Source organism: Sphingomonas phyllosphaerae, assembly GCF_036946485.1.
GTDB lineage: Bacteria > Pseudomonadota > Alphaproteobacteria > Sphingomonadales > Sphingomonadaceae > Sphingomonas > Sphingomonas phyllosphaerae_E.
Map to the genome: position 1 here is coordinate 72,822 of NZ_JAQIJA010000005.1, position 12,075 is coordinate 84,896.

Sequence of the window (12,075 nt, forward strand, 5' to 3'; positions counted from 1 at the left end):
CCGCCCGGCGTGCTCGCATCTGTGCCGCGTGGACACGAACAGCATGACCGACATCGCAGCGGGCGTTACCGGCCCGACGGGGATCGAATGGCGCGTGACGCCGGGGCTGACCGATTATGCGGTCGCGCTGGCGGAAATGGAGGCGCGCGCTGCGGCGGTCGCCGCCGGCGAGGCGCGCGAGCTGATATGGCTGCTCGAACATCCGCCGGTCTATACCGCCGGCACCAGCGCCGATCCCAGCGAGCTGGTCGATCCGCGCTTTCCGGTCGTGCCCGCCGGCCGCGGCGGGCGCTACACTTATCACGGCCCGGGACAGCGCGTCGGCTATCTGGTGCTCGACCTCAACAAGCGCGGCCGCGACGTGCGATGTTTCGTTCATGCGGTCGAGGGATGGGTGATCGACGCGCTGGCGCGGATCGGGATCGCCGCCTTCCGTGCGCCCGGCCGGATCGGGATCTGGACGCATGACGCCAGCGGGCAGGAAGCCAAGATCGGCGCGATCGGCATCCGTGTACGCCGGTGGGTGACGCTGCATGGATTTTCGGTCAACCTTTCGCCAGACCTGCAACACTTTACCGGGATCGTGCCGTGCGGATTGGCCGAATATCCGGTGACCAGCGCCGCCGCATTGGGGATTGGTTCGGACCCTGCAACTTTCGACGCTGCTCTGGCGTTCACCGCCGAGGCCTTTCTCAATAGCCTGACTTGTGCCGGTGAAAACGAGACTTGAGAGGCCGATCATCTGTCATTAATGTCCATGTCGGTTTGGGAACAAAAAAACGGCCGCAGGGTCGCCAAATCCACAGTCTAGGGAGCAATTTCATGCGTGCAGTCATCACCAAGTTCGTGGCCGGCTCGGCGCTCGCGGCGGCCGCTCTCGCGGTTTCGGCGTGCGGTTCGAAGACCGAAGGCACCGAGAACACCATGGTCACCGACATGAATGCCACCGAGGGCATGGACACCATGACCGACAACATGACCGCCGTCGACGGTGGCATGAACAGCGGCGCGATGGCCAACGATTCCATGATGAGCAACGACATGATGATGTCGAACATGGGCGGCATGTCGAACGCGATGTAATCTGCCGCACTGGCGATTGTATCCGAAAGGCCGTCCGGCACGACCGGGCGGCCTTTTTCTTTGCGCATGCGAACCGTTACGCCCCGCCAACAAGTCTCGGCCTCGCAAGGCATTTGCGATGAACCGAATCCGATGCGCGATAGTTTGCGCTTGGGTCATCACCCCAAATCATCGTAAAAGCCCGACAACGGCACGGGCGTGTGCGAGGAGTGTTGGGGAAATGCAAAAGGTGGGGTTCGCCCGCGCGATCGCGGCGTTGGCGGCTGGATTGCTGGTCACGACGCCAGCGGCGGCACAATTCTATATGAAGAGCAAGGATCTGCGCGGCGAGCGCGTGCGCGGTGACGAACCGGGCATCGGACAGCTACTGCCCGGCGCAAACGCCGACGAACTGCGCGCGGCGATGGTCTGGAACATGCGCGCCGCGTTGAACGTCGCCGCGCTGCAATGCCAGTTCGAACCGACGCTGCTCACGGTCCAGAACTACAATGCGATTCTGGCCGATCATAAGCAGGAGCTGGCGCAATCCTACGCGCTGCTCGGCAAGTATTTCGAGCGCACCGCCAAGTCGAAGAAGGAGGGCCAGAACGCGCTCGACCAGTTCGGCACCCGCACGTACTCGGGCTTTGCGACGGTCGCGGCGCAATATGGCTTCTGCACCACCACGTCGAACATCGGGCGTGAAGCGCTCTATGCGCCGCGGGGCTCCTTCGGCGAGATCGCGCTCGGCCGGATGCGCGAGGTCCGCAACAGCCTGACGCCGTGGGGCGAGCAGCAATTCCCGCGGATGCTGGTCTCCCTGACCCCCGCCGCGCTGCCGCGCTTCGACAAGGCATGCTGGAAGAAGGACGAGTTCGTCGTCAAGAAGTGCGGGCAGCCGTTCGGCGCGGTCAGCTACGCCGCGCGGTGATGCCGCGGCCGGTGCGGCGAACCGCACCGGCCATTACGATCAGCGCAAGCCGAGCAGCTTGTGCGTCTGGAGCGACAGCCGCCAGCGCGGGCGATCCATGACCACCGCCATCGCCGCGGCGACATTCGCGTCGCCGGCCGCATCATCCAGCGGCTGAAGCAGGAAGTGCTGGAAGTCCCAGCCCTCGATCGCCGCGATGTCGGTGCCCGGCTGCGGCCAGACGAGCTTCAACTCGTCGCCGATGCGCTGCACCGTCTCGCTGCCCGCCTTGGGGCTGATGCACACCCAGTCGATGCTGGGATGCACCGCCAGCGTCCCGTTGCTTTCGATCGCGATCTCGAACCCGGCGTCATGCAACGCATCGACCAGCGCATCGTCGACCTGCAGCATCGGCTCGCCCCCGGTCAGGACGACGAAGCGTCGCGCACTCCCCTCGCCCCAGAAGCGCTCGACCGCCGCGACGAGCGCCGCGGCATCCGCGAACTTGCCGCCGCCCGGCCCGTCGGTACCGACGAAATCGGTGTCGCAGAACCGGCACACCGCGGTCGCGCGGTCCTGCTCGCGCCCGCTCCACAGGTTGCACCCGGCGAAGCGCACGAACACCGCGCGTCGCCCCGCCTGCACGCCCTCGCCCTGGAGCGTCAGGAACATTTCCTTGACGGCATAGCTCATGGCGCGGGCGGCGTGACCGCATAATCGGTCGGATCGGCGACGCCCGCTTCCTCGAACCCTTTGTGCCGCAACCGGCAACTGTCGCACAGTCCGCAATGCCGCGCGCCGGGTGCGGGATCGTAGCACGACCAGCTCATCCCCATGTCCAGACCCAGCCGCGCGCCCTCCCGGACGATATCGGCCTTGGTCATGTGCTGGAGCGGCGCGCGGAAGCGGAACGGCACGCCCTCGACCCCGGTCTTGGTCGCGAGTTCGGCGAGATGCTCGAACGCGGCGATGAACTCCGGTCGACAGTCGGGATAGCCCGAATAATCCAGCGCATTGACGCCGAGATAGATGTCACGCGCCCCCGCCGCTTCCGCCCAGCCGAGCGCCAGGCTGAGGAAGATCGTGTTGCGCGCCGGCACATAGGTGACCGGGATCGCTTCTCCGACGCCGTCCTTGGGCACGTCGATCGCGCTGTCGGTCAGCGCCGAGCCGCCGAACGCCGACAGGTCGATCGGCAGCACGACGTGACGAACCGCGCCGAGCGCCCGCGCAACGCGGCGGGCGGCGGCGAGTTCGACCTGATGCCGCTGATTATAGTCGATCGACAGCGCGTAAAGCGAATGCCCGGCCTCGCGCGCCAGCGCCGCGGACACCAGGGAGTCGAGCCCGCCCGAGACGAGCACGACCGCAGGAGTGGAATGGGTCATGATCCGCGCGAGCTAGGCGCACTCCCGCTCCAGTGCAACCACCGCGCTGACCGAAGATGGTGCAAAAAGAACGGGCCGCCCATGGGCGGCCCGAAGGGTGCCCGTACGACCGGGCGGGGGAGAGAGCATGCCGCCGAAACAGCATGGCATCCTTATGACGGACAAGGGTTAATGAACGGTTAGGACGGATCGGGTGCTCTCAACCCGCATCCACTCTTGTCGCCCCGGACCTGATCAGGGGCCCCGCTTCTTCTTCGAACCAGCCGAAGCAGCGGGATCCCGGATCAAGGCTCTCTCCTGAGCTTGTCGAACGGTCCGGCGCGACGGATTACGCCGCCAGATCCTCCGCGCGCAGCGGGAAGACCGTCGAGCAAAAGGCGCAATCGACCGCGATCAGCCCGCGCTCGTCCGCCATCTCCAGCCGCTGTTCGAGCGGGAAACGCTCCAGCACCGAACGGATATGCTCGACCGTGCAGCGACAGCCGCGCGAGACCGGCTGCCCGTCGAGGACGCGCACCTCGCTCTCCTCGTTGAACAGCCGCCATAGCAGCGTCTCCAGCGGCAGTTGCGCGTCGGCCAGCTCGTCAACCGCGATCGTCCGCCCCAGCGCCTCGACATGCTCCCATTCGGGGTGGTCGAGCTTGGTGTGGAGCCGCTCGCGCCCTTCCTCGCCCTCGGGCAGATGCTGGAGCAGCAGGCCGCCCGCGACGCACTTGCCCGCCGCGTCCTTGTGCATCCCGACCCGCACGAGCGTCGGGATCTGCTCGGACTGGTAGAAATAGCTCTGCGCCGCCTCGGCGAGCGTCGCGCCGTCGAGCGGCACGATCCCCTGATAACGCTCGCCGGTGCTCGCCAGATCGAAGGTGATCGCGAGATAGCCCGGCCCGAACAGCGCGAACAGCGTCGGGTCGGCCGGCGCCGCCGCCAGCTTCTCGGCGTCGTACTGGACGTAGCCGCGCACCTCGCCACCGCGCCAGTCGCAGACCAGCAGCTTGACGATCCCGTCCTCGGTCTGCGTCTGCATCGTCAGCTGCCCGGCCGGGTCCTTGAGCGTCGCGCCGATCAGCGCGGTCAGCGTCAGCGCCTCGGCGAGCAGCTTCTCGATCGCGGGCGGATAGGCGTGCGCGGACAGGATCGCGTCGAGCGTCGGCCCGAGCCGCACCGCGCGCCCGCGCGCATGGCGGTCGGGGATGGTGAAGCCGAGCGCGCGGTCGAGATCGGGGGTCGTGGTCTGATCGGTCATCGTGTCTTTCGCCACCGAACCGTCACCCCGGGCTTGACCCGGGGTCCCGCTACCTCGTGGCGCAGGAAAAGCGGGACCCCGGTTCAAGACCGGGGTGACGAAGGATGTTCCGGTGAAACGCCTAGATGGTGGCACCCCCGCCCGCGATCAACCGATCTGCCCGAGGCACCAGCGCAGCACCGATTTTTGCGCATGGAGCCGGTTCTCCGCCTCCGCCCAGATCAGCGACTGCGGCCCGTCGATCACCTCCGGGGTCACTTCCTCGCCGCGGTGCGCGGGCAGGCAGTGGAGGAACTTCGCGTCGGGCTTCGCGGTGGCCATCAGCGCGGCATCGACCTGATAGGGCATCATCGCCGCCAGCTTGGTCTCGGCATGTGCCTGCCCCATCGAGATCCACGTATCGGTGACGACCACGTCCGCGCCCGCCACCGCCTCGCGCGGGTCGGCGACGATGCGCGCCCGGCCGTTGCCGCGCGCGACCGACGCTTCCTCCGGCTGGAACCCTTGCGGACACGCCGCGACAACGTCGAAATGCATCAGCCCCGCCGCCTCGACGATCGAAGCGAGCACGTTGTTGCCGTCGCCCAGCCATGCGACCTTCAGCCCGGGCAGCGCCTTGCCGCTTTCGATGATCGTCAGCAGATCGGCCATGATCTGGCACGGGTGCGATTCGTCGGTCAGCCCGTTGATGACCGGGACGGTGGCGTAATGCGCCATTTCCTCGATCTTGGCGTGATCGTCGGTGCGGATCATGATCGCGTCGACATAGTTCGACAGCACGCGCGCGGTGTCGGCGACCGTCTCGCCGCGACCGAGTTGCATCTGCCCGGCCTCCATGACGATCGACTGGCCGCCGAGCTGGCGCACCGCCATGTCGAACGACACGCGCGTGCGCGTCGAATTCTTCTCGAAGATCATCGCCAGCACATGGCCGGCGAGCGGCGCGTCGGCATCGACGCGCCCCTTGGTCCAGCCGCGGCGCGCCTGCTTGCGCGTCAGGGCATCGTCGAGCATCGCGGCAATCGCGTCCGGCCCGGCATCGGTCAGGTTCAGGAAATGGCGCATCGTCTCTCCCCCGCTCCGGCCCCCGCGTCGAGGGGGCGGAGATCAGGCCATCAATCGTCGGCGACCGGCACGTAGACCCGCGCCGCTTCGCTCAGCTTCTCCACGCACTCGGCGATGTGACTCTCGTCGATCACCAGCGGCGGCAGGATGCGGACGACGTTCTCGCCCGCCGCGACCAGCAACAGCCCGTGGTGATCGCGGCAATGCGCGACGAAGCGGCGGCTGTCGCTCTTCAGCTTCAGCCCCTGCATCAGCCCGTGCCCGCGCACCGAGTCGAACAGCCCGTCATGGTTGGGGATCAGCTGCTCCAGCGACGACCGCAACCGCTCGCCCATCTGCGCGACCTGGTCGAGGAAGCCGTCGGCGAGGATCACGTCCAGCACCGCCTCGCCCGCCGCCATCGCCAGCGGATTGCCGCCATAGGTGGAGCCGTGCGTACCGAACACCATGCCCTTTGCCGCCTCGGCGGTGGCGAGGCACGCGCCGAGCGGGAAGCCGCCGCCGATGCCCTTGGCCGCCGCCATGATGTCGGGGGTGATCCCGTACAGCTCGTGCGCGAAGAACTTGCCGGTTCGGCCATAGCCCGCCTGCACCTCGTCGAGCACCAGCAGCAGGCCGTGCTCGTCGCACGCCTTGCGCAAGCCCTGCAGGAAGTCCTTCGTCGCCGGGCGGATACCGCCCTCGCCCTGAATCGGCTCGACCAGGAAGCCGGCGGTGTTGCCGTCGATCAGCGCGAGCGCGCCCTCCAGATCGTTGAACTGCGCATATTTGAAGCCCGGCAACAGCGGCTCGAACCCGTCGCGCATCTTCGGCTGGTTGGTGGCGGAAATCGTCCCCAGCGTCCGCCCGTGAAAGGCGGTGTCGAAGGTGATGAGATCGTGCCGCTCGGGGTTGCCGTTGGCGAAATGGTAGCGGCGCGCGGTCTTGATCGCGCACTCGACCGCCTCCGCGCCCGAGTTGGTGAAGAACACCGTGTCGGCAAAGGTGTTGTCGACCAACCGCTGCGCGAAATGCTCGCCCTGCGGGCTGCCGTACAGGTTGCTGACGTGCATCAGCGTCGCGGCCTGTTCCGCAATCGCCTTGGTCAGCGCCGGATGGCCGTGGCCAAGCGCGTTGACCGCAATCCCGCTCGCGAAGTCGAGATACCGGCTGCCGTCCTCGCCAAAGAGGTACACGCCCTCACCGCGCACCGGTCGCACGCCGCACCGCGGGTAGACGGGCATCAGCGGCGGGATGGATGCGTCAGGCGACACGGGGCCTTCTCCTCGAACGAAAGCGGGCGGCCCGACATGGACCGCCCTCGTGGCGCTTGTAGAGGCAAATATTCGCGCAAACAACACCGCGTCAGCGTTGCGCCAGCCCCCTGGCCGCCGCCGCGATCGCCAGCGCGAAGGCGAAGCACGCCGCGCCCCACAAGGCATCGGTACCCAGCGCGTGATAGGCGTAGGTCCCGCCCAAGGCGCCGAGCACCAGCCCGCCCCAAAGCAGCAGATACGGCACCCACCCGGTCGCCGAGGCGGTACCGAGCAGCGCGCCGGCCAGCGACTGGCCGAGCCGCACCAACGTCCCCGTGACATAGGTGATCGGGATGCTCACCCCACCGCCGCGCTGGAACACGACGTTGAGCGCGCCCATCGCCGCCGCGAGCAACACCGCGCCCGGCCCGTCGACCATCAGCAACGCCGACCAGGCAAGCAAGGCGGTGCTGAACAGGATCATCGCCATCGGGGACCAGCGCCCCAGCCGCTCGCCGAGGATCGACGCGGTCATCACCCCGGACAGGAAGCCGAGGATCAGCGCCACGACCGTGATCGTCGCCCCGTCGCGCTGGACCAGATCGATCCCGAGCAAGGTCGAATTGCCGCTCATGAACGACACGAACAACCCGCCGATCCGCAGGAACCCCACGGCATCGACGAACCCCGCCAGCACCGCCAGCGCAATCGCGAGCGGCCAGTCGGCGCGCGGTCGTTCCGTTATCGGCATGACGGCCACTTCGTCAGACGATCGCCAACCATGTTCGACACCTTGACGTCATTGCGAGCGCAGCGAAGCAATCCAGTGCGTCCTGGTCCGACCCTGGATTGCTTCGCTGCGCTCGCAATGACGAAAGTGCGGGAATCGCCGCCGCTGGAAACAGACGAATTTGCGAAGATCATCGCATGCAAGCCCTTGAACTCACGCAGCCACCCCTCCTTCGTCGCCCCGGACTTGATCCGGGGCCCCGCTTCTTCTTGCCGGACAAAGGAAGGAAGAAGCGGGATCCCGGATCAAGTCCGGGATGACGAAAGACCGGAGTTCGATCGCCCTCCGCAACATAACCCCCTCACGCGTCGATCGCCTCCTCATCCAGCCGCGCGGCATTCTCCTGAATGAACGCGAAGCGATGCGCGGGATTGGTCCCCATCAGCCGGTCGACCAGATCCTTCACCCCCGCGCGTTCCTCATATTCGTGCGGCAGCGTGATACGGATCATGCTGCGCTTCGCCGGGTCCATCGTCGTCTCACGAAGCTGCTGCGGGTTCATCTCGCCCAGCCCCTTGAAGCGTGCGACCTCGACCTTCTTGCCCTTGAACGCGGTGCGCTCCAGCTCGGCGCGGTGCGCGTCGTCGCGCGCATACAGGCTCTTGGTCCCCGCGGTCAGGCGATAGAGCGGCGGTTGCGCCAGATAGAGATGCCCCTGCCGCACCAGATCGGGCATCTCCTGAAAGAAGAACGTCATCAGCAGCGTCGCGATATGCGCGCCGTCGACATCGGCGTCGGTCATGATGACGACGCGTTCGTAGCGCAGCTGCTCGGGGCGGCAATCCTTGCGCGTGCCGCAGCCCAGCGCCTGGATCAGATCGGCGATCTCCTGATTGGCGAGGATCTTGGCGCTGGTCGCCGAGGCGACGTTGAGAATCTTGCCGCGGATCGGCAGGATCGCCTGCGTCTTGCGATCGCGCGCCTGTTTCGCCGAGCCGCCCGCCGAATCGCCCTCGACGATGAACAATTCGGTGCCGTCCGAGGCATCGGCGGCGCAATCGGTCAGCTTGCCGGGCAGCCGCAGCTTGCGCGCCGAGGTCGCGGTCTTGCGCTTGACGTCGCGCTCCGCCTTGCGCCGCAGCCGCTCGTCCATGCGCTCCAGCACATAGCCGAGCAGCGCCTTGCCGCGGTCCATATTGTGGCCGAGCCAATGGTCGAAATGGTCGCGCATCGCCTTCTCGACCAGCCCGGCGGCCTCGGGCGAGGTCAGCCGGTCCTTGGTCTGCGACTGGAATTGCGGGTCGCGGATGAACACCGACAGCATCAGCTCGCTGCCGACCATCACGTCGTCGGCGGTCAGCTCCTTGGCGCGCTTGTTGCCGACCAGATCGCCGAACTGGCGCAGCCCGCGCACCAGCGCCTGCCGCAGCCCCTGTTCGTGCGTGCCGCCATCGGGGGTCGGGATCGTGTTGCAATACCAGCTGTAGCTGCCCTCGCTCCATAGCGGCCACGCCACCGCCCATTCGACCTTGCCCTGGCTGTCGGCGAAATCCTGCTGCCCCGCGAAGAAGTCGGCGGTCGCGCATTCACGGCCCGCGATCTGTTCCTTGAGGTGATCGGACAGCCCACCGGGAAACTGGAACACCGCCTCGGCCGGCGTGTCGTCGGTGATGAGCGATGCGGCGCATTTCCAGCGAATCTCGACCCCGGCGAACAGATACGCCTTCGACCGCGCCAGCTTGTAGAGCCGCGCCGGCTTGAAGTGCAGTTCCGGCCCGAAGATCTCGGTATCCGGGACGAAGCCGACCGTCGTCCCGCGTCGGTTGGGCGCCGCGCCGACCGTCTCGAGCGGCCCCAGCGTCTGCCCGCGCGAGAAGCGCTGGCGATACAGCTGCCGGTCGCGCGCGACCTCGACCACCGTCTCGCTCGACAGCGCGTTGACCACCGACACGCCGACGCCGTGCAACCCGCCCGAGGTCGCATAGGCTTTCCCCGCGAACTTGCCGCCCGAGTGGAGCGTCGACAGGATCACCTCCAGCGCCGACTTGTCCGGAAACTTCGGGTGCGGGTCGACCGGAATGCCGCGGCCGTTGTCGTGGATCGTCAGTCGGTTGCCCGGCTCCAGCGTGATCTCGATCCGCGTCGCATGACCCGCGACCGCCTCGTCCATCGCATTGTCGAGCACCTCGGCGGCGAGATGGTGCAGCGCGCGTTCGTCGGTGCCGCCGACATACATGCCCGGCCGGCGGCGGACCGGTTCCAGCCCCTCCAGCACCTCGATCGACGACGCATCGTAACTAGCGGGGGCAGCGGTGGCGGACGCGAAGAGATCGGACATAGGGGGTATATACGGAACAGACGCCGCCTGCGCCACCGCGCGCCGACCAGCAACCGTTCGTCACGCAACCTATATCGGGAGCGTCCCGTTGCCGACCCGTATTGTCAGGGAGTTGGTGAATGAAGGCGTATCTTCTCGCGGCGGTCGCCGCGCTGGTTTCGGTGCCCGCCCTCGCGCAGGACAGCACGAATGGCGACCCGGCGGTGACCAGCGGTTTCTCGGGTATCTATGTCGGCGCGTCGGGCGGTTATGACGTCCAGCCCAATGACGGCGGGTCGACGATCCTGTTCGACCGCAACCTCGACGGACGGTTCGGCGACACCGTGCTGACCGGCACCGGTGCGAACGCGTTCGGCCCGGGCTTCTGCGGCGGCCGTGCGCAGGCCGCGACCGGTCCGCAGAACGGCGGCCCCGGTTGCCGCAAGGACAAGGACGGCTGGGCGTACAACGCCCGCGTCGGCTTCGATCACCAGTCGGGCCCGATCGTCTACGGTGTAGTCGGCGAGTTCGGAAAGACCCACATCAACGACAGCGTCACGGGCTTTTCCTCGACGCCGGCCAATTACGTGATGACGCGCGAGATCGGCTGGGAGGCCGCGGTGCGCGCCCGCGCCGGCTTCACCCCCAACGACTCGACGCTGTTCTACGGCACGTTCGGCCCGTCGCTGGCGCGGATCGACCGCGATTTCTCGTCGAGCCAGAGCACCAACAGCTTCGAGCAGCGCGGCAAGCGCAACCAGTTCGGCTTTCAGGGCGGGGGCGGCATCGAGCAGCGCATCGGCGACCATTTCTCGGTCGGCATGGAATATGTCTACCACCAGTATCAGGACAACGATTTCCGCGTCCGCGCCGCCGGCTTGGCCGGCACGCCGTTCACCAACGCCAACAACGGCGGAACGGTCAGCGGGACGGACTTCCGGCGCTCGGACGACAAGTTCAACTGGCACAGCCTGCGCGCGACCGCGGCGTTCCGGTTTTAAGGCGAAGGGTGGCCCCGGCCAGCACAGCTGGTCCGGGGACTCACCCAAGCCCGGCCAGCGGGGCAACGCCCCGTCTGACGACGCGGCTTCGCCGCGGCGGGGCTGGTAGGAAGGCCTACACACACGCGCGTACCCCGCGAAGGCCGGGGCCCAGTCGGGAAGGCCGCAGCAACTACGCGCAACGCGAGTTACGAGCGTCTCCCAACTGGGCCCCGGCCTTCGCCGGGGTACGCGCCCGTCAGATGTACTTCAACAAGGCCCCACCGCGGGCAAAGCCCGCGTCGTCGGGCGCGGCTGTAGCCACGCCGGCCGGGCCGATCGCCGATTGCGTGCTCCAGCTTTCGCTGGAGCTTGCGCGATCGGCCGTCACCGCATCCGTGGACCACCGAACGGCAGCGGCGGCGCCCGCCGGTCACGCCGCGGCAACTGCGCCTGATACGCATGACCGCAATGCGTCACGCAATACGGGAACCCCGGGTTCACCTTCTCGCCGCAGAAATGGAAGTCCGGTTCGCCCGGATGCCCCAGCGGCCACTTGCAAATCTTGTCGTTCAGATCGAGCAGCGACGTCTTGTCGGCATATTCCGGCGCAGTGCGCGCGGGCACCAGCCGGCGCGGCGGCGCGGGAGCGATCGGCGGCTGCTGCTCGCCGGGTGCCTGACGGACGAACCCGCCCGGCCCGACCGACCGCAGGATCGGCTGCGGCGGCCGTTCGGGCGCCGGCGCGGCCGGTGCCGCATCCTCGGCGGCGAAAGGCGCATCGTCCTCCTCCTCGTCGTCAGCCTCGACCACCGGAGCAGGCGGCGGCGGCGCGACCGGCGCGGCGGCGACCGGCTTGGGGCGCGGCTCCGGCTTCGGCTCGGGAGCCGGCGGCGGCGGCGAAGCAGCGGCGGCCGGTGCCGGCGCGGCGGCAGCGCTGGCCTTTTCGGCGGCGACGCGCGCCTCTTCCTTGCTGACCACCGGCGACGGGCGCGATTGCAGGCCGAGTCGATGCGCCTTGCCGATCACCGCATTGCGGCTGACGCCGCCCAGTGCTTCGGCGATCTGGCTGGCGGTCTGGCCGCCCTCCCACATCGTCTTGAGCGTATCGATGCGCTCCTCGGTCCAGGACATGATCGTCTTCC

The 12,075-nt window shown here is 67.7% G+C and carries 12 protein-coding genes; 4 read left to right on the forward strand and 8 right to left on the reverse strand.

What is annotated here, in order from left to right; translation table 11 throughout:
* Positions 1 to 43 precede the first annotated feature (43 nt).
* From lipB to PGN16_RS08900, 3 genes are all read left to right on the forward strand, one after another.
* Complete coding sequence (gene lipB / locus PGN16_RS08890) at positions 44 to 730, forward strand: lipoyl(octanoyl) transferase LipB (protein WP_335310310.1); 687 nt, start codon at positions 44 to 46, stop codon at positions 728 to 730.
* Between the two features lie 92 nt (positions 731 to 822).
* Positions 823 to 1,083, forward strand: coding sequence for a hypothetical protein (locus PGN16_RS08895; RefSeq protein ID WP_335309052.1), 261 nt, complete (start codon positions 823 to 825; stop codon positions 1,081 to 1,083).
* A 220-nt stretch (positions 1,084 to 1,303) separates the two neighbouring features.
* Positions 1,304 to 1,993, forward strand: a complete 690-nt coding sequence (locus PGN16_RS08900; protein WP_335309053.1) for a hypothetical protein — start codon at positions 1,304 to 1,306, stop codon at positions 1,991 to 1,993.
* A 39-nt stretch (positions 1,994 to 2,032) separates the two neighbouring features.
* On the opposite strand, the gene queE is transcribed toward PGN16_RS08900, so the two are convergent.
* The 7 genes from queE to parE form a co-directional block, all read right to left on the reverse strand.
* The gene (gene queE, locus PGN16_RS08905; protein WP_335309054.1) at positions 2,033 to 2,665 is read right to left on the reverse strand and encodes a 7-carboxy-7-deazaguanine synthase; all 633 of its coding nucleotides are present in this window, start codon (positions 2,663 to 2,665) and stop codon (positions 2,033 to 2,035) included.
* Positions 2,662 to 3,360: a 7-cyano-7-deazaguanine synthase QueC gene (gene queC / locus PGN16_RS08910; RefSeq protein ID WP_335309055.1), complete on the reverse strand. Its 699-nt coding sequence runs from the start codon at positions 3,358 to 3,360 to the stop codon at positions 2,662 to 2,664. The genes queE and queC overlap by 4 nt, the downstream gene beginning before the upstream one ends.
* A 328-nt stretch (positions 3,361 to 3,688) precedes the next feature.
* On the reverse strand, positions 3,689 to 4,603 hold the full coding sequence (hslO, locus tag PGN16_RS08915; protein ID WP_335309056.1) for an Hsp33 family molecular chaperone HslO: 915 nt from the start codon (positions 4,601 to 4,603) through the stop codon (positions 3,689 to 3,691).
* A gap of 147 nt (positions 4,604 to 4,750) precedes the next feature.
* Entirely contained in the window at positions 4,751 to 5,668 is a 918-nt protein-coding gene (argF, locus tag PGN16_RS08920) for an ornithine carbamoyltransferase (RefSeq protein WP_335309057.1), read from the reverse strand.
* 50 nt (positions 5,669 to 5,718) lie between these two features.
* On the reverse strand, positions 5,719 to 6,921 hold the full coding sequence (locus PGN16_RS08925; protein ID WP_335309058.1) for an aspartate aminotransferase family protein: 1,203 nt from the start codon (positions 6,919 to 6,921) through the stop codon (positions 5,719 to 5,721).
* A gap of 91 nt (positions 6,922 to 7,012) precedes the next feature.
* Positions 7,013 to 7,654, reverse strand: coding sequence for a YoaK family protein (locus tag PGN16_RS08930; RefSeq protein WP_335309059.1), 642 nt, complete (start codon positions 7,652 to 7,654; stop codon positions 7,013 to 7,015).
* Between the two features lie 340 nt (positions 7,655 to 7,994).
* Positions 7,995 to 9,971: a DNA topoisomerase IV subunit B gene (gene parE, locus PGN16_RS08935; RefSeq protein WP_335309060.1), complete on the reverse strand. Its 1,977-nt coding sequence runs from the start codon at positions 9,969 to 9,971 to the stop codon at positions 7,995 to 7,997.
* Positions 9,972 to 10,090: 119 nt separating this feature from the next.
* On the opposite strand from parE, the gene PGN16_RS08940 reads away from it, so the two are divergent.
* Positions 10,091 to 10,951, forward strand: a complete 861-nt coding sequence (locus tag PGN16_RS08940) for an outer membrane protein (RefSeq protein ID WP_335309061.1) — start codon at positions 10,091 to 10,093, stop codon at positions 10,949 to 10,951.
* A gap of 366 nt (positions 10,952 to 11,317) precedes the next feature.
* On the opposite strand, the gene PGN16_RS08945 is transcribed toward PGN16_RS08940, so the two are convergent.
* Complete coding sequence (locus PGN16_RS08945) at positions 11,318 to 12,064, reverse strand: GcrA family cell cycle regulator (protein ID WP_335309062.1); 747 nt, start codon at positions 12,062 to 12,064, stop codon at positions 11,318 to 11,320.
* Positions 12,065 to 12,075: the final 11 nt, after the last annotated feature.

Excerpts from the sequence above, each read along its gene's own strand:
- lipB (WP_335310310.1), top strand. The coding sequence starts at position 44 with ATGACCGACATCGCAGCGGGCGTTACCGGCCCGACGGGGATCGAATGG.
- PGN16_RS08895 (WP_335309052.1), top strand. The coding sequence starts at position 823 with ATGCGTGCAGTCATCACCAAGTTCGTGGCCGGCTCGGCGCTCGCGGCG.
- PGN16_RS08900 (WP_335309053.1), top strand. The coding sequence starts at position 1,304 with ATGCAAAAGGTGGGGTTCGCCCGCGCGATCGCGGCGTTGGCGGCTGGA.
- queE (WP_335309054.1), bottom strand. The coding sequence starts at position 2,665 with ATGAGCTATGCCGTCAAGGAAATGTTCCTGACGCTCCAGGGCGAGGGC.
- queC (WP_335309055.1), bottom strand. The coding sequence starts at position 3,360 with ATGACCCATTCCACTCCTGCGGTCGTGCTCGTCTCGGGCGGGCTCGAC.
- hslO (WP_335309056.1), bottom strand. The coding sequence starts at position 4,603 with ATGACCGATCAGACCACGACCCCCGATCTCGACCGCGCGCTCGGCTTC.
- argF (WP_335309057.1), bottom strand. The coding sequence starts at position 5,668 with ATGCGCCATTTCCTGAACCTGACCGATGCCGGGCCGGACGCGATTGCC.
- PGN16_RS08930 (WP_335309059.1), bottom strand. The coding sequence starts at position 7,654 with ATGCCGATAACGGAACGACCGCGCGCCGACTGGCCGCTCGCGATTGCG.
- parE (WP_335309060.1), bottom strand. The coding sequence starts at position 9,971 with ATGTCCGATCTCTTCGCGTCCGCCACCGCTGCCCCCGCTAGTTACGAT.
- PGN16_RS08940 (WP_335309061.1), top strand. The coding sequence starts at position 10,091 with ATGAAGGCGTATCTTCTCGCGGCGGTCGCCGCGCTGGTTTCGGTGCCC.
- PGN16_RS08945 (WP_335309062.1), bottom strand. The coding sequence starts at position 12,064 with ATGTCCTGGACCGAGGAGCGCATCGATACGCTCAAGACGATGTGGGAG.